This is a genomic window from Bacteroides neonati, assembly GCF_000499785.1.
GTDB lineage: Bacteria > Bacteroidota > Bacteroidia > Bacteroidales > Bacteroidaceae > Bacteroides > Bacteroides neonati.
Map to the genome: position 1 here is coordinate 180,201 of NZ_HG726019.1, position 15,864 is coordinate 196,064.

General features: G+C 42.2%; 10 protein-coding genes. 1 reads left to right on the plus strand and 9 read right to left on the minus strand.

The features are described from left to right. Window positions 1-20: 20 nt before the first annotated feature. Window positions 21-713, minus strand: coding sequence for a fumarate reductase (locus tag TY03_RS00675; protein WP_042366428.1), 693 nt, complete (start codon window positions 711-713; stop codon window positions 21-23). Window positions 714-941: 228 nt separating this feature from the next. Then, window positions 942-1,808, minus strand: coding sequence for a helix-turn-helix domain-containing protein (locus TY03_RS00680; protein ID WP_042366430.1), 867 nt, complete (start codon window positions 1,806-1,808; stop codon window positions 942-944). Between the two features lie 104 nt (window positions 1,809-1,912). On the opposite strand from TY03_RS00680, the gene TY03_RS00685 reads away from it, so the two are divergent. Then, window positions 1,913-2,512 carry a phosphatase PAP2 family protein gene (locus tag TY03_RS00685; protein ID WP_042366432.1) on the plus strand — a complete coding sequence of 200 codons (600 nt, stop codon included), beginning with the start codon at window positions 1,913-1,915 and terminating at the stop codon, window positions 2,510-2,512. A 64-nt stretch (window positions 2,513-2,576) separates the two neighbouring features. On the opposite strand, the gene TY03_RS00690 is transcribed toward TY03_RS00685, so the two are convergent. The 7 genes from TY03_RS00690 to TY03_RS00720 all read right to left on the minus strand — a co-directional run bounded on the left by TY03_RS00690 (window position 2,577) and on the right by TY03_RS00720 (window position 15,745). Beyond that, window positions 2,577-5,246, minus strand: coding sequence for a glycoside hydrolase family 2 TIM barrel-domain containing protein (locus TY03_RS00690; protein WP_042366434.1), 2,670 nt, complete (start codon window positions 5,244-5,246; stop codon window positions 2,577-2,579). 18 nt (window positions 5,247-5,264) lie between these two features. Next, window positions 5,265-7,331, minus strand: a complete 2,067-nt coding sequence (locus tag TY03_RS00695) for a family 20 glycosylhydrolase (RefSeq protein WP_042366436.1) — start codon at window positions 7,329-7,331, stop codon at window positions 5,265-5,267. An 86-nt stretch (window positions 7,332-7,417) separates the two neighbouring features. Further along, complete coding sequence (locus TY03_RS00700; protein WP_230201864.1) at window positions 7,418-8,791, minus strand: RagB/SusD family nutrient uptake outer membrane protein; 1,374 nt, start codon at window positions 8,789-8,791, stop codon at window positions 7,418-7,420. Window positions 8,792-9,119: 328 nt separating this feature from the next. Further along, on the minus strand, window positions 9,120-10,403 hold the full coding sequence (locus TY03_RS00705; RefSeq protein ID WP_042366226.1) for an IS1380 family transposase: 1,284 nt from the start codon (window positions 10,401-10,403) through the stop codon (window positions 9,120-9,122). 160 nt (window positions 10,404-10,563) lie between these two features. Beyond that, window positions 10,564-13,905 carry a TonB-dependent receptor gene (locus tag TY03_RS00710; protein ID WP_187373962.1) on the minus strand — a complete coding sequence of 1,114 codons (3,342 nt, stop codon included), beginning with the start codon at window positions 13,903-13,905 and terminating at the stop codon, window positions 10,564-10,566. A gap of 182 nt (window positions 13,906-14,087) precedes the next feature. Continuing rightward, window positions 14,088-15,092 (minus strand): FecR family protein, encoded by a 1,005-nt coding sequence (locus TY03_RS00715; protein ID WP_042366442.1) that lies wholly within the window; start codon window positions 15,090-15,092, stop codon window positions 14,088-14,090. An 83-nt stretch (window positions 15,093-15,175) separates the two neighbouring features. Then, window positions 15,176-15,745, minus strand: coding sequence for an RNA polymerase sigma factor (locus TY03_RS00720; RefSeq protein WP_042366444.1), 570 nt, complete (start codon window positions 15,743-15,745; stop codon window positions 15,176-15,178). Window positions 15,746-15,864: the final 119 nt, after the last annotated feature.

The following is a 15,864-nucleotide window of genomic DNA, read 5'->3' on the forward strand; positions in this document are numbered from 1 at the left end:
ATCATTTACTATTTACTATATTAGCAAGCACTGCAAGCACTTTTTGCAAAGTACACGACCACTACAAGTGCAAAACCCAGGATCACGATGGTTGTGTAAATGTTAGAAATACATTTCCAACGTTCGAACCAAATCTTGTTATTCCAGCCCAACGTTTGTAATGAACTCCAAAAACCATGAGTCAGGTGGAACCAAAGAGCAGCTAGCCAGATAAGGTAAAGTACCGAATAAACCGGATTACTGAAAGTGTTTTCAATGTGATAAATACCATCGGCTACGTACGTAGTGTCAACTGCCGTACAGCCCAATTTGTGTAGGATTTCCGGCCACTGCATGTTGTACCAGAAGTTGAACAGGTGAAGGCCCATACCTACCAATACGATGATACCCAGTACCAGCATATTTTGTGAAGCCCACTCTACGCCTTTAGGCTTTTCTACAACGGCATAGCGTTCGTTACCACGTGCTTTTCTGTTCTGCATTGTCAGCCAAAAAGCGTAAACAATATGAACAACAACAAGGAAAGCCAATCCGGCAGTAGCAACAAGGGCATACCAATTAGCTCCCAGGAACTCACAAACCAAGTTGTATCCCTCTGGTGAGACAATCGCAACAAGGTTCATCGCCATGTGAAACGTTAGAAAAAGGATAAGAGCGATACCTGTAACGCTCATCACCACTTTCCTTCCTACAGATGAATTACTTAACCACATAAATGATTGATTTTAAATTATTTAATTGTTAAAACTATAAATTCTTTTTGCATGTATTTCTACTGTTGTGCAAAAATAGGGGAAATCCGTTGATTAAGCAAGCGATTAAAGAAATAATTCCTTAATATAAGCCTTGGGTGAGGTATCAATATGTCAATATAGTCCTCCCCAATGGGGCAATAACACGAGCATTGGGTCTCTTATTGCAAGCAAAATAAAACGGTATAACTATCTTTTACTTATTATATTCCCTTTGGATACTTTGTTGCGGAGTGCACGTGGCGAATCGCCAAACGAAGATTTGCAAAAATGAGCGAAATGAGACAGGGAATCAAAGCCATAACGACTGCTGATTTCGGTAATACGCTCCTTGCCACATTGCAGATCCGAAAGAATACCTTCCCGCTTTTTGTCTAAAATCCATTCGTACACAGGTACCCCATACATATTTTTAAACAAACGGCGAAAAGTAGGAGTGGTGTATCCGCCCAAGTGTGCAAATTCTTCCACATTTTTTACTTTGTCATAATTCTGCATGACAAAGTAATGAAAGCTTTCTGTGTACGTGCTGATAGAGTGAAAGAGTGCACTCAATTGTGGTAGGGGATAATAGGAGATAAGTAGATAAACCAGTTCTTGACATTTCAGCTCGATGTAGGGGCCGCAGCAACTTTCTTGATTAAGATCTTCGGTTAAGTCGTTCATCAGCCGTGCCAGTCGTGGAATCATGGTGAGCGGTGTATAGGTAGAGGGAGCTTCTGTATTTTGCATTATTACCTGATAGCGGTCTTCGCATATACGAGGTAGCTCACTGAACCAATAAATGATATAATCAGTGTCTGTAAGAGTTAATAATTCGATTTTTGATCCAATAGCCTGAAGGATGAATTGCCCGGTACGCAGGGTAGTGCCGGGGTATTCTTTGCTATTAATCAGTAGTTCGCCCGAAAGAACGAAGATCATACAGTTTTGTATGCATTTGTCTGCAGGGAAATGCTGTCCTTTCGAAAATCTCCGGTGAATAAGCACCCCCTCAGAAGCTTTCGGGCATGTTGAACAATCGGTTAATCGTTTATTGTGTGATTCTCTGCTCATGGGTTAAAACTGTGTAAATTATCATCATGAGCACAAAGATATATTTTTTCTTTAAAAAAAACGGCATTTTTGAGTTATCTTTGCATTGACTAATTGATATAAAGATGAGAAGATTGATTGTAATTTGTTTTTCTATATTGCTCACTACGGGTGCTTTTGGCCAGAATTGGGACATAAATACATTGCATAAAGTAAATAGTATGGACGGGCGTTTTGTTCGCAACTATAGCAAAGCCCTTTCCCGATCGGCTCCTTATATTTCGGTTGGTGTGCCGGTGGTCATGGCGGCCTATGCCGGTTTTAGTAAAGACAAGGCATTGTTGCAGGATGCCCTTTACATTGGTACCAGTGTGGCCGAAGCGGTTGTGCTGACCTATGGCATGAAGCATCTGATCAATCGCGAACGTCCCTATGATCGCTATCCCGACCGGGTGCACGCGTATAGTACGGAGTCCAGTCCCTCTTTTCCCTCCGGACATACGGCAGCAGCTTTCTCGTTGGCTACCTCGCTCAGTATAAAATATCCGAAGTGGTACGTGATCGCTCCATCGGCAGTTTGGGCTTGTTCGGTGGGCTTCTCGCGTATGAATGAGGGGGTGCATTACCCATCGGATGTGATGGCGGGTGCTGCCATCGGTGCCGGTTGTGCAGTGGCTAATGTGTATATAAACCGTTGGTTGAACCGTTGGCTGTTTGGAAACTAAAGAGAAAGAGCCTGCATGCCGCTCAAGAGGTAAATCTCGGTTGGCATGCAAGAGTTTCTATTTATTACTTTTCGCCGAACTCTTCTTGTTGACGTTCAACTTCTTTTAATTTTCGTATATTCTCCTCTTTTTCTTTTCGCTCTTTTTCCAGTTCTTTATCTGATCTCACGCTCGATCCCATCAAGCTATTTAAGTTGGCTGTTTTAGACTGAACATCTGCCTCGGAATAGCTGTAAATAAGTGGTAGCCTGCTAGGCTTACTTTCCAGTTCCAAGGTGGCACTAACCGGCATTTGTGATCCTTCAAATAAGACACTCGCGGTAAGGGTAATTTTCCCTGGATTTAACGTAGATTGAACGAGTACAGGTGCTGTTCCCCAGCGGATGGGCGAGGGGTTGGCAAATACATCAGCCCCACCTAGAATGTGTCCTTCTCCTGCAATGCTGAAGCGAATGGCGTAGTTGTTTAGGCGTTTAATATGGCCATTTTTATCAGCTACTGCTGCTATTACGGTTACAAAATCTGATCCTGTAGCTTGTAGTTCTGTTCCCTCATTATCTATCCATAGCAATAGTTGTTCAGGGCGTCTTGCGGGAGCTACCTTGTGTGAAGCAACGACTTTTCCATTTATTCGCCCTTCTGCGAGTAGGTATACGTCCTCCTGCTTGCCTTTTCGGGAAAGAGCTTTGTCGTCCATGAAGTGGTAGGCATCTTTAAAAGTAATGATAGGGCTTGGCATACCCTCCTTTTCCTTCTTTCGCGTATATGTTTGTGTTTGCCCTCCTTTGATAAATGTGAGGTTCACTTCTTCGCAGTTGGAATATACCGTAACATCGTTCGAAGAAAATGGGGTCATTTCATGCGCAATATGCACCATAGAGCCTGTCTCGAACAACCGCTCCTGCTTTTCGGGCGAACGTTGCGACATGAACATATAATAGGAGTATTTCGGTTGACGAAATACGTCCATAACCCCACCATAGAAAGGGTCGGGGTGATATCCGCGCTGATGATCGAACGAGTGCCAAAGGCAACCGCCTATATGCTGACGAGGTGTTCGGTATAGAGCATCGTAGCTCGTGTACTGATAGGGCGGGCAAGCATAGTGCTGAGCCTGTATTAACATAGCCTGCTCTCCCCAGTTACGGGCAACTCTGCTTGGAGAGTTATGTGAACTCCAGTCGTCGACATTGTCACCCCATTCACGAGTGAAGTAGGTCAGTTCCTTTTTTATATTCTTTGTCGAATAAGCGCCTCCTCCCCCATTGAGTGGGTGTGTGAAGAGTACCTGAAAGTGCTCTTTTCCTTTTGCTTCGCTATCGCATCCGCTATAGCAATAGGCATAAGGATATTCTGCTTCGACTATCTCTTTTGCATTGCGAGCGAAATCGGCCGGATACCAGGTTTCGTTCAGAATAGGTTCCCACATCCAGACAGAAGGATGGTTGCGATCCCGGCGCACTAGATTTCGTATATCGTTGTATACTCGTTGAGCAAATTCGGGAGCATCGTTCCAGAACTGCCAGCCGGGCGTGTTAACTATTACAAATAAGCCCAGTTCATCGCAAGCATCCATGAATGCCGGATCTTGCGGACAATGGGCGTTACGAATTACTTTCATACCGACATCTCTCAGTTTCTTAGCATCGCGCCAATGAATACTATTAGGTACAGCATTGCCCACGATGGCAAAGTCTTGATGCCGGTTCGCACCGATAAGCGGTGAGTCATAAGGTTTGCCATTGAGCCAAAATCCATCAGCACCTTTAAACTCAATGCTCCGGATACCTATGCGGCGCCTATAGCCGTCGACTACTGTTCCGCTTTTGTCTCGTATACGAACGATCAAATTGTATAATGTTGGCGATTCGGGACTCCACAATAGCGGTTGGTTGACTACGATTTTACTATTTGTCCGGATGGCTTTACCAGGTTTAACTACGATTTGATTGTTCAGGTGCGCTATTTGTTTGCCGTCTGTTTGTCTAAGGTCATATTCTACTGTTCCCTGAAAGGCTCTTTTGTCGGTATTGCGTATGTGAGTATTCAATAAAACTTGTGCCGAAGTATCCGACACTTTATCAAATGCAACAAAAATCCCTCCTCCGGCTATTTCATTTTCGTAATTAGGATCGGTGATATAGACGGAGTTGTGAGCAATCAGCCAACAGTCGCGATAGATTCCTCCGAAGTAAGTGAAATCGAGTGACTGTTGTGGCTTTCCGGGAGGGTAGGCCGGATCATCGCTATTATCGGCCCATACGGCAATCACATTTTCTTCTCCCCAATGCATACTGTCGGTTACATCAATGACAATGGGGAGATATCCACCAAAATGTTCTTTTTGTAGTTGTCCGTTGATATAAATTTTACTTTTACCCATGATGGCCTCAAAATGCAGGAAGAGTTTCTTACCCTTCAGATTCTCATTGAGAGTAAAATGTTTGCGGTACCATACTTGTCCTTGATAATTGATGCATCCACTGGCTTCGGTGGGCAAATATTCTATACCATTGGGCAGCGATACTACTGCCCATTCGCGGTCGTTGTAACCAACTGTTTCCGCTCCCGGGTGTGCTCCTTTAGAGAAGCGCCAAGCCGGATTCATGGAGAATACCTCACGTCCCGAGTTTTCTACACGAAAGAATCCCGCAGTAGAAAACTCGGGTTCATAGGCTTGTGAGCATACTGGAAGTAAAAGACTGAGTAAGAGATAAATTGTTTTTCTTTTCATACCTTGGGGTAATATTAGTTATTCATTTGTTAACTGCTTTATCCATGCCTTGATATTTCTCACCATCGGGATTTCGTATAAATATAGCCAGTCACTACTATTTGTTTTGGCAGCCAGATGGTTATGATGATTGGAGTCGGCCAAATACCCTTCCGGGTTTTCCATGAATCGAGTTTGTGAGTAAACGCTTTCCAACTCTTGTCTCATTGTTTCGAAGTAATCACATGTTTGGGCAATATACTCTAATGCATCTTTCCGGCTCTCTTCTCCGGAAGCTGTATCGTAAGCATGAAGTGCCAGCAGCAAGCGGGTGGGGTAATGCAGTAAGTAACTGGTTTGTTCGTATACATCCAGTGTGTAGCGATTACGAAGTGCATTCTCTTTGGCTGTCCGAATGGATTGAGCAATGAATGTATATCGCTTCTCTTCGTTTTTTGCTTGTGTTATTTTATCTTGATAGGTCTTACTCCATGCTCCCGGTTTCGATTTGTCGGGTAGGGTGATCAGTGTAAATTGAGTGGTTCCCCAAGCAGGGTTTCGGCGTCCCGAGGTAACCAATGCGCTATCGAAAAAATAAGCCGCTTGTTCCAATTCGTCCAGAAAATTCATCCGTTGCTCTTTATGCCCGAACCCATACTCTCGCTGTGCATGGGCTTGTTTGAATGCCTCTATACTTCGTGCCGATGGGTTCCACCCAAACTCACCTTGAGCAATGTAGCCACGCCATACTGTTTCGGGGTGTGGTGAACCATCGTCCCACGCCGTAGCCAGTATGCCGCTTAATTGATGATCGGCTACCAACTGGCTGAACCCTTTGATGTATCCCGCCATGGAATGGTTGCGGGGCAAAAAAGGAGAACCGCCAAAAGCCGCTGCTGTGGCTCCCATCACTTTTAAACCCTTCTCATGATACCACTTCAAAAGACGTTGATGAGCCGGCTTTGTGGCATCCTGGTAGTTCCAGCGCATATAGATACACTCTTTGGGAAACAAACGGATCGCCTCATCCAGCTTCGTTGTATTCCAAGCGAGTTCCAGCTCCCGACCGCTCTTATCACTTTGTATTACTTCCCAAATTCCTCCAAACTTGAGTGGCATATCGTCCCAGAAAATAGGTATCCTCCCTTGTTCAGTAGCATAATTACACACTTTTTGCAGCCAAATCATTTGTAACTCGAAAGGACTCTTTCCTGTTTTTTTGCACCGTTCGTCTATACCGATCGCTGTTATTTCGTCTCCTCCTATGTGTAGGTATTTTCCATAGGGCATTGCTTCGATCGCATCTTGATAAAGATCGAACTGTAGTTCGTACGTGCGTGGATCGGATGGACAGAACTCCCAGTCGCTATGCGGATTTTCTCTTAGTTCCCAATGGTGTTTCAGAATGAAACCGGCATGCCCCAACCCCTGTACCAATGGGCTGATCTCTATGTTTCTCTCTTGCGCATAACGACAGATAGCCTGCATTTCTTGTTTACTGATAGCATTGGGAGCAGCTACTTCGGGGCGGCGGGTATATCTCAGCTTATCTTCAATTTCCCAGATAATGGCATTTACTTTATAATAGGCCAGTTTATCGATCTCTTTATAATAATATTCGATGCGATCTAAATGATGTTTTGTGTCGAAATGTACAGCACGATAAGGAATAGCCGGATAGTCGGTTATTTTCATAAACGGAATCGGTTGATGAAAGTCATGACTATCTTCCATCAATTGTTCCAACGTTTGACATCCATAAAACAGACCTGCCGGAGTTTTAGCCAAAATGACAACACCTTTTGCACTCACTTCAAGTGTATATCCTTCTGGCGATTCAGGAACTTGTGTTTTGCTTAATGCCAAGTAAATGGATTTACCTGATCGGGGAGATTGCGGCAGCATACTTATCCAACCTTTCATAAGAGTTGGCATGGAAACCCCTTCTCCAAGTCGAATATAGCTTAATTCATCAGAGTGGATTCCTTTCCCGGGCAGCTCCTTTATGGACTGTGGCTGCGGAATGAGTCGATAAGTCTTCTCTAATTTCTGAGCAAAGCATGTGACTGATACAAACAAAAAGCAGATGAATAAACAATGTTTCATGGGTTTAATTTAAGTAGGGCTGACTGTTTGCCTTGAAACAATCAGCCCTGAGTTTAACGTGTTTTTACTTCCTGTTAAAGTTTCAATTACCAACCCTCGCTTGGTGTGCAAAGCGGGTTGTTGTCTATCTCTTTGGTGGGAATGGGGTAATAATTGAATTTATTAAAGCTTCCCTTCTCTCCACCCATATAATTTTTATACCGTACCTCGTCGCATGTTTCCAGGGTTGATTTCAATAAGCCCCATCGCCGCAAGTCATAAAAGCGTTCGCCCTCTACAAAGAATTCGATGGCACGTTGGTGCACTAAATCGGCAAATATACCTTCTTTGGTTTTGGCACCGCTATAATCGTTGAGGTTGGCTCGTTGACGAATCTGGTTCAGGTAACCGATGGCTTCATCCAGTTTATTTATATTTAAATTGGCTTCGGCTAATTGTAAGATTACTTCAGCATACCGGATCGCGCGCTCATTGATAAACGATTTGGGAGGAGAGGGCTCATCACTACGTGTTTTCCAATTCTGATATTTTAATATCCAATACGTATTCCATTTGTCTTGTGCGAAAACTTTACGGAAAGGCTTTTGATAGTACGTGCAACCGTCATAGTCCCAAGCTACCGAACATCTTGCTCTGTAGTCGAAGTTGCCCGTTTTATCTTTTTCTTTCAGGAAGATATTCATCATTTGCTGTGTTGGATTTGCTTCGTACCAACCACCTACTTCGGCAGCTGCATATTCTTTAGGCCGTGTATTGGACTGAGTCGAATTTATGTTTTCTCCATTTCCCCATAAATCGGTACCTCCTACGTCTTCGATGAGCAGTTCGAATATACTTTCGGCATTATTCTCATGGATATCGTCAAAGTTCCAATCAAAATCAACCAACTTATAGGTATAGGGTGCTTTGGTCAGCGGCAGCAAGATGTCAATTGCTTTTTGCCAGTTTTCTTCATAAAGATAAATCTTACCAAGGGCAGCGAATGCGGCTCCTTGTGTCGGCTTACCTACTACATTGGAAATCGGAAGTAGACTAGCTGCTGTTTCCAGGTCTTTTTTTGCTTGTGCCCAAATCTCTGCTTGAGATGATTTTGCTAATGGAAAAGTAGCGGGCGATTGTGAGGCAGTAAGTTTTAATGGTGCATCTTTAAACTCTTTGGCTAGCTGAAAGAGATAAAATCCACGAATAAACAAGCATTCACCTTTGACTGCATTTTGAAACTCAGTCGAGAATTGCCCTCCTTTTTCCTCCAACTTCTGCATGATGGAATTGGTACGATACAAGGCATTGTAGAATTGATAAAACATACCTTGTGTCAACGAGTTGGAAGTGCTGTTTGTGAAACGATTCGTCGTATAGATATCTGAGATGTCATTTCTGAAATCGACTTCGTCTGCACGCGAAATACGTAGCATTACACCACGTGTGCCATAATAGCCACCGTTTAGTGCATTTTTCAAAGGTGTGTAGCACGAGGTAAGTGCTAAATTGAAATCGGCTTCATTTTTCCAGAACGTATCTTCGGTTGCTTTGTTGGGGTTGGTTTGAGTTAGCAGGTCTTCACAAGAAGTGAAAAGAGAACTGATGACTAAAACGGATAAAGCTATTTTTATATATGCCTCAAATCCGCAGCTAATTTATAACTGATTCAAATAGCGATTTAATTCACCTAATAGTTCCTACTCGTAGCTTTTCCCCCTGCTTTTCTCCTTGATTTCAGGTTATAGGGCATAGCTTCCCCTTTCCCCAGTTAGCTGAAGGCATAAGTAATCCCACGAAAAGTTGTTTTTACGGACTCCAAAGCAACTTGTATGGTTTGTCGGAATAAATATTGAGTACCCATTGTCTGCCTGTCTTTACCCATTTCGCAGGAACTGTAATGAATCGAAAGATAAATCGTTTGACTCGGCTTACCGGTTCAATATCTTCAAACACGGCTGCAACCTTCTCAATAAGGTAAGCATAAAAGTTTTTAGCCATGGCTGTAAGTAGCAGGAATACTGTATTCTCTTTGAGGAATGAACAGGGAAGATGACTCCACCCGAAATCGTTATTCATCATGTCGAATGTTCTTTCACAGGCTCCACGAGCATTGTAGAAGAGTACAATGTCTTTTTCAGAACTTTCATGGTCATTGGTTAAGATGCACCGATAGGTGTATTCACCATCAAATAGGTCCAATTGGTTGTCCTTACGCTTTTGCCTTTGAATAACAAGTCGGTAGTTTTCTTCTTGCAAAAAGGAAGTAAAAGGTATGGAGGTCACTTCATAATTCTCGAAGTTGATTTCTTCTTTTTTCCAATCTGTGATTTTCGTCATTTCTTCATACAGAGACTGACATTTGCCGGCTCGTATGTAGAACTTGTTGCAGTAGCCATGTGTCATACGGATAATCTCTTCCGAATAAGAACCACAGTCCATCCGGCAACGGTCTATGAATATTCCCCTATCGGCCAAACGACGAAAAGTCCGTTGGAGCGTATCCGCTTGACGAAAACGGACATTTGCGTTTGCGGCCCGATTTTCCACACCAACAATGTTACCACCAATAGTTGCCGTGCCGGGGAAATAACCACGTTTTTTCTTGTAAGAATACTGAGTGTCATACTTTTCTGTGGGAATAAACTGGTGGTCGAAGTCCAAGTTATAAAGCGTGTTTGGCTTGAGTTGTTCTGTTTGAAGGAGCATATCGAGCATCAAACTATTAAGCTGTTCCGCCTTATTGAAAGCATAGCTTGCTCCTTTTTGGGAAGTATAGTGGATATCCAATTCTGCGAGTTCTTTTATGCCTCTCAATAAAGTATCCGGACTGGGGATTTCAGTATCCGGGCGTAATTCAAGATGTTTGCCAAGGTGTTTGCCGATATCTTCGATGTGGTCACCGCCGCAATAGTAGATCCAAAATAGGCTCGAAATAATTTCGCTATATTGGTAACCGGCGTAGGAAGAACGTAATCCTAAAGATTTATCGATCACGGAATTCAGTCCTAAACGAGAAAATTCATCCATTGCGTAAAATATACCCCCAAAAGGAGTGATATTATCTGATTTTATGGCTATTTTTGTTGTCATATGCACAAGTACCTTTATGGTTTGTTTGGTAGCACTAATTTAGGTGAATCTTGTGACATAACCAAACCTTGAGGATGTTATTCATCCTCAAGTGTTTGGATTCTCTGAAAATAATATGACTGCGGATTTAAGGATATGTTTTCATACAGTTGTTGCTTATTTAGAATGTTACATTAAGTCCTATCATATACACCCGGTTGTTGGGATAGATAAAATTGTCGAATCCGCGAGCGGTAGCATTGTCGGTGTTGACATCCGGTGAGTATCCGGAATACCCTGATATGGTAAATAAGTTTTCGGCATTAGCGTATATCCGCGCATGTTGAAGATATCCGTTAAACCACTTATTGGGTAGCGTGTATCCTACCTGCAAACTACGCAAACGTAAGTAAGATCCATTTTCTAAATAACGGTCGGATTCTGCACGTGTATTGCGATTAGGGTCATCCCACGTCAAACGAGGGTGTGAGGCATTTAAGTTTTGGGGTGTCCAGTAATCCAGGGTCGATGCAAGAAAATTGGTTCCTTTGGTTACATCCTCCAGTGTTTGGCGTGTTGCATTATAAATCTTATTTCCAAACACACCTTGCAGCCCGATAGATACGTCTAGATTCTTCCAGGTCAGGTTCCCATTGAGTGATAAGTTGAAATCCGGAAATGGACTTCCCTGATAAATTCTGTCGTCATCGTTGATGGTGCCATCGTTGTTGGTATCTTTAAATCGGATGTCTCCCGGCTTGGCACTGGGTTGTATTTTCGTGCCGTTTTTGGCATGTGCTTCTACCTCGGCATCACTGTTGAAATATCCATCGGTAGGTATCAACCAGAACGAACCGATAGGATATCCTGCCATTGTTTTGCTCGTAGTGATGTTTTGGTTGGTGCTACCGCCTTTAATAGCGCCCGTCAGAGTACCCATGGCTATCACCTTATTGGCGTTGTAGCTACCAAGTAAGTTGATACCATACGAGAGTGAATGGCCTACTCGTTCATTCCAGCCTATATTGAACTCAACACCCGTATTGCGAATTTGTCCGGCATTGCGTATAGGGTCATTAGCACCTCCCGATGATATAGGGATGGGTACGGTAAGCAGGATGTCTTTGGTCTCTTTTCTATACCAATCGGCAGTAAAGCTTAAGCGATTATTTAGTGCAATAATGTCAATACCAATGTTTGTCATGGCTGTTTCTTCCCATTTGATATCGGGGTTGGCAAAATCTTTGGGAAAAGCTCCTTGAATGATTCCCCCTTTTCCATCCGGATAATTGATTCCGGTAGTAATGGTAGAAGTATATTGATAATTATCAATTTCCTGATTTCCAAGTACACCATATCCGCCTCGTACTTTCAATTGGTCGAACCATCCGAGTTTTTTCATAAAATCCTCTTCTGCCAGGTTCCATCCAACAGAGAAGGAGGGGAAATACCCATATAAGTTATTACTTCCGAATTTGGAAGAGCCGTCTCTACGAATAGTTGCTGTGAACAGGTATTTGCTTTTATAGGAGTAGAATACACGCCCCAGAATAGAGGTCAGTACACTACGCGACGAGTTACCCTCGTTGCTACGGTTGGTTGTTGACGAATCGATTTCCTCCAGTCCGTCGGGTAGCTTTTCTCCATAGGCTTGTAGGTGTCGATAATTCCCGTCTTGATACGTATATCCCGCCAATACAGATATTTTGTGATTACCAAATGTTTGATCATACGTCAATAAATTTTCAACAAGTATATTGCGCCATCTTCGTTGGCGTTCGGTCGATTGGGTGGTCGTGTTTGTGTTCAACCCGAAATCAAACTTGTTAGTGAAGTTTTTGTATCGGCTGAAGGTAAAGTCGGGTGTTACGTTTAATTTGTATTTCAATCCTTTATAAAGCTCCAACTGGGCATACAGATTGGCAAACATCTTTACGTTTTCATTATATCGATTCATGATATTAGAATCAATGATAGCCAGTGGATGAGGTAAGTTAGTTACGTCGCCATACGTGCCACCATAGCCACCCACGCGATTTGCATCATACTTCTCCAAGGTAGGGACATTTTGCAAAATAGTTCCGATCATTCCTCCGCGAGATTCTTCATGAAGTGGTTTATCATGGTTGAAAGAGAGGATCAGGTTCATTCCGGCCGAGAATATTCCTTTTTTAAAATCATTTTTAGATTGTATGTTGTATCGCTGATAGTTGGTTCCTTTTACCGTACCATCCTGGTTGAAGTATCCAAGCCCTGTATAGTAGGTCGAGTATTTACCTCCTCCTTTAATAGACAGATTGTAGTTTTGCATCAATGCCGGTCGGAACAATTCTTTTTGCCAGTCATTATCGGGTTTATTGGCTAGATCTGTTGCCATTTCCAGTATTGGTTTTCCGATTGCTTGACGAGCTATGGTGGTTACCTCCGCCCATCCTTTTGCATCCAGCATGTCGAGATATTTGCTGGGTGTCGATACTCCGATGTTTACCGAAAGGTCGACAATCGGCTTACCATCTGTATTACTCCCCTCTTTGGTTGTGATAATAACGACGCCATTGGCTGCTCTGGAACCGTAGATAGCTGCCGAAGAAGCATCTTTCAATACATCAATGCTCGCAATGTCATTCGGGTTTATATTGTCAATGCTGCTCATATACATTCCATCGACAATATAAAGCGGCGAGGCATTATTCAATGTACCGATGCCTCGTACCATGATACGCGATCCACTTCCGGGGTTACCTCCCTGCGATACGATATCCACACCGGCTATTTTTCCTTGCAAAGCCTGTCCGATATTAGCATTGCTTTGTGTATTGAGCTTTTCGGCATTGATGTTGGCTACCGAGCCCGTCAGGTCGGCCTTTTTTTGTACTCCATAGCCGATAACAACAACTTCGTCCAGCAGCTCGGTATCTTCACGCATCACAATTATTTTACTTTGACTACCTTTGGCCGGTAATTCCTGTGTTTTGTAACCGATGTATGAAACCAAGATATTGCTATTCTCAGGTACTTGATTTAGCGTGAAGCTTCCATCGATACCCGTTATTGTGCCCAAGCCGCTTGTGCCGGCTACCGCTACCGTTACGCCAATCATGGGTTCTCCGTTGCTGTCTTTTACAATTCCCGAAACGTTGATTATTTTCCCGCCTTTATCTGCTTGTTGCTGGATAGGAGTGATCACGATTTTATTTCCACTCAAACTATATTGTAACTTTTGAGCAGGCAATACGCCTTGGAGTAGCTGGCTTACAGTTTCGTTTTTTGCAGAGATAGATAGATTTTCTTTACCCTCCAAATCGGCATCTCTGTAAGAAAACCGATACTTGGTTTGCTGTTCTATCGTTATAAAAAGCTTTTTAATAGAAGCCTCTTTCAATGAGATATTCACTTTAGCATCCTGTGCATACAATGTATGAGAAAATAGTAGAAAAAAAAGTAGGATTAAGCCATGCAATTGTGTGCTTAATTTCCTATCTTTACCCATCGTATGAGTATAAATATTACATTTAAAATTCATAATATTAAATTATAAGTTGATTTTAGGTAAGTTGTCACTATGTGTTTCCAACCGATTTATAACTTATCGACTAAAGTCGACTCTAGGACTGGAGAATCCGCAATATTTTCCGGTCCTTCCTTTTTTTGTCATGTGTCTGCCATCTTTTTCTTTTTTTTAAGGTTAATAATTTATGAGCGATTTTATTTGGGTGGATAATTGACCCAAATGGTGTCTTCTTTCATTCGATAATCAAACTTGAAATTCTTCTTTAAAATATTCATAACATCACTGATGTTTCCTTCATCAAAGATTCCTGTATAGCGGTCGTTCATCGGAATCCTGTCATCTATGTTAAATATAATGCCATACTTTCGTCCAACACGATTAAAGACGTCTTTTAAAAGAGCCGAACGGAACACGAGCTCATTGCTCATCCAAGCTGTCTCCACTTGATTGCAAGAGGCTTCAATCCGTATATTACCTGTTTTCTTGTCATAAACAACCTTTTCGTTAGGGTTTACATAGAATTTTTGGTGTGGTGCATTGACAGCCGTCACCAATACGCTTCCCCTGACTAAAGCCATTTCGGCAGAATCTGCTTTCTCATAAGTATATACATTAAAGGCTGTTCCTAATACTTCAATATTGAGAAAGCGTGTATGTACTATAAATTTCTTTTTTTCGCTTTTGCTCACATCGAAAAAACCTTCTCCTGTCAAAGTGACCTGCCGATCGGTTAGTCCAAAGTTTTGTTGATAGGAGAGTTCCGACTCTGAATTTAACCTGACCTTAGTGCCATCGGGTAAAGTCATCGAGACTCGTTCTCCGTGTCCTACCTTGACTATTACACTTTGTTCTCCCAACTGAGTCATTTTCAAATTACTCGTATACAGATAAACAGAAATACTTGTCAATAATATAATAATGATTGAGGCTGCAAACCGAAGCCCGTATCTTTGCCTGTTGAGCATGGGGTGAGGTTGGGTTTGTTTCTTGATCTTTTGAAATAGAAAATCTTTTTCTGAGATAGATAGAGGGGTACATGTTTGCCACTGCTCCCATTCTTCTTCCAATATGGGTTTTAAGCTTTCATCATCTCCCCGGTTTACAGCTTCTTTTAATTCTCGAAGCTCTTTTACCGTAGCTTTATTCGAGGCATAACGATGAAGTATTTCTTTTATATCTTTAAATATATGTTCAGTCATGATCTTGGCTTTTTATATAATAGATACAAAGCCAAGATTTATACCATATCAAAAGATGTGTTATACAACATGTTTAAGCCATTTTATCTCAATATGGCTAAAAGAACGAGTAGGTAGGAATAGTTTTTGAGCTCTTTCCGTATAATTTTCAAGGAGGTGGTCAGTTGGTTTCTGACAGATTGATCGGTGAGTGAAAGTTCTTGGGCTATTTCGCTTATAGAGAGGTTATACTCTTTGCTCATCTCGAATATTTGGCGTTGTCGGGGAGATAGCTTTGTTTTTGCTTTTATTAATTCCGCGAGGAAGGTGTCGAATGAACATTGCCTATCCGTTACTGAATCGGCTATCAACAAGTCATTACAGTATTCCATATAATCTTCCATTTGTGGGTGGTTGATTTTACGCTGTAATTCTTTTAATACCAGATGGTAGGAAATCGTAAAAATGTAAGACTTAAAAGAGAGGTTAGCGTTTATATTTCTACGATTCGTCCAGATCTTTATAAAAGTTTCCTGCACAATATCTTTGGCTATTTCTTCAGATTTTACTAATGAATAGACGAAACGATACAGTGGCGATACCCACTTATCATAAAGGGCAGTATAGCTCTTGTAAGATCCGGTAATCAGTCCGTTCAATAAGGTTTCTTCCATCTTCGACTCTGTTTAAACAAGGTTTGTGCACAAAGGTAAGTGAAAAGAATCAGCTATCCAAACCTTTCCATATATCTAGAAAGCGATGGGTTTAGACCTGTTTTGTCAGCTTCCTTTTA

What these genes read in the sequence shown, in the direction of transcription:
- TY03_RS00675 (WP_042366428.1), bottom strand. Translation starts at nt 713, where the DNA reads ATGTGGTTAAGTAATTCATCTGTAGGAAGGAAAGTGGTGATGAGCGTT.
- TY03_RS00710 (WP_187373962.1), bottom strand. Translation starts at nt 13,905, where the DNA reads ATGAATTTTAAATGTAATATTTATACTCATACGATGGGTAAAGATAGG.
- TY03_RS00685 (WP_042366432.1), top strand. Translation starts at nt 1,913, where the DNA reads ATGAGAAGATTGATTGTAATTTGTTTTTCTATATTGCTCACTACGGGT.
- TY03_RS00680 (WP_042366430.1), bottom strand. Translation starts at nt 1,808, where the DNA reads ATGAGCAGAGAATCACACAATAAACGATTAACCGATTGTTCAACATGC.
- TY03_RS00695 (WP_042366436.1), bottom strand. Translation starts at nt 7,331, where the DNA reads ATGAAACATTGTTTATTCATCTGCTTTTTGTTTGTATCAGTCACATGC.
- TY03_RS00715 (WP_042366442.1), bottom strand. Translation starts at nt 15,092, where the DNA reads ATGACTGAACATATATTTAAAGATATAAAAGAAATACTTCATCGTTAT.
- TY03_RS00720 (WP_042366444.1), bottom strand. Translation starts at nt 15,745, where the DNA reads ATGGAAGAAACCTTATTGAACGGACTGATTACCGGATCTTACAAGAGC.
- TY03_RS00705 (WP_042366226.1), bottom strand. Translation starts at nt 10,403, where the DNA reads ATGACAACAAAAATAGCCATAAAATCAGATAATATCACTCCTTTTGGG.
- TY03_RS00690 (WP_042366434.1), bottom strand. Translation starts at nt 5,246, where the DNA reads ATGAAAAGAAAAACAATTTATCTCTTACTCAGTCTTTTACTTCCAGTA.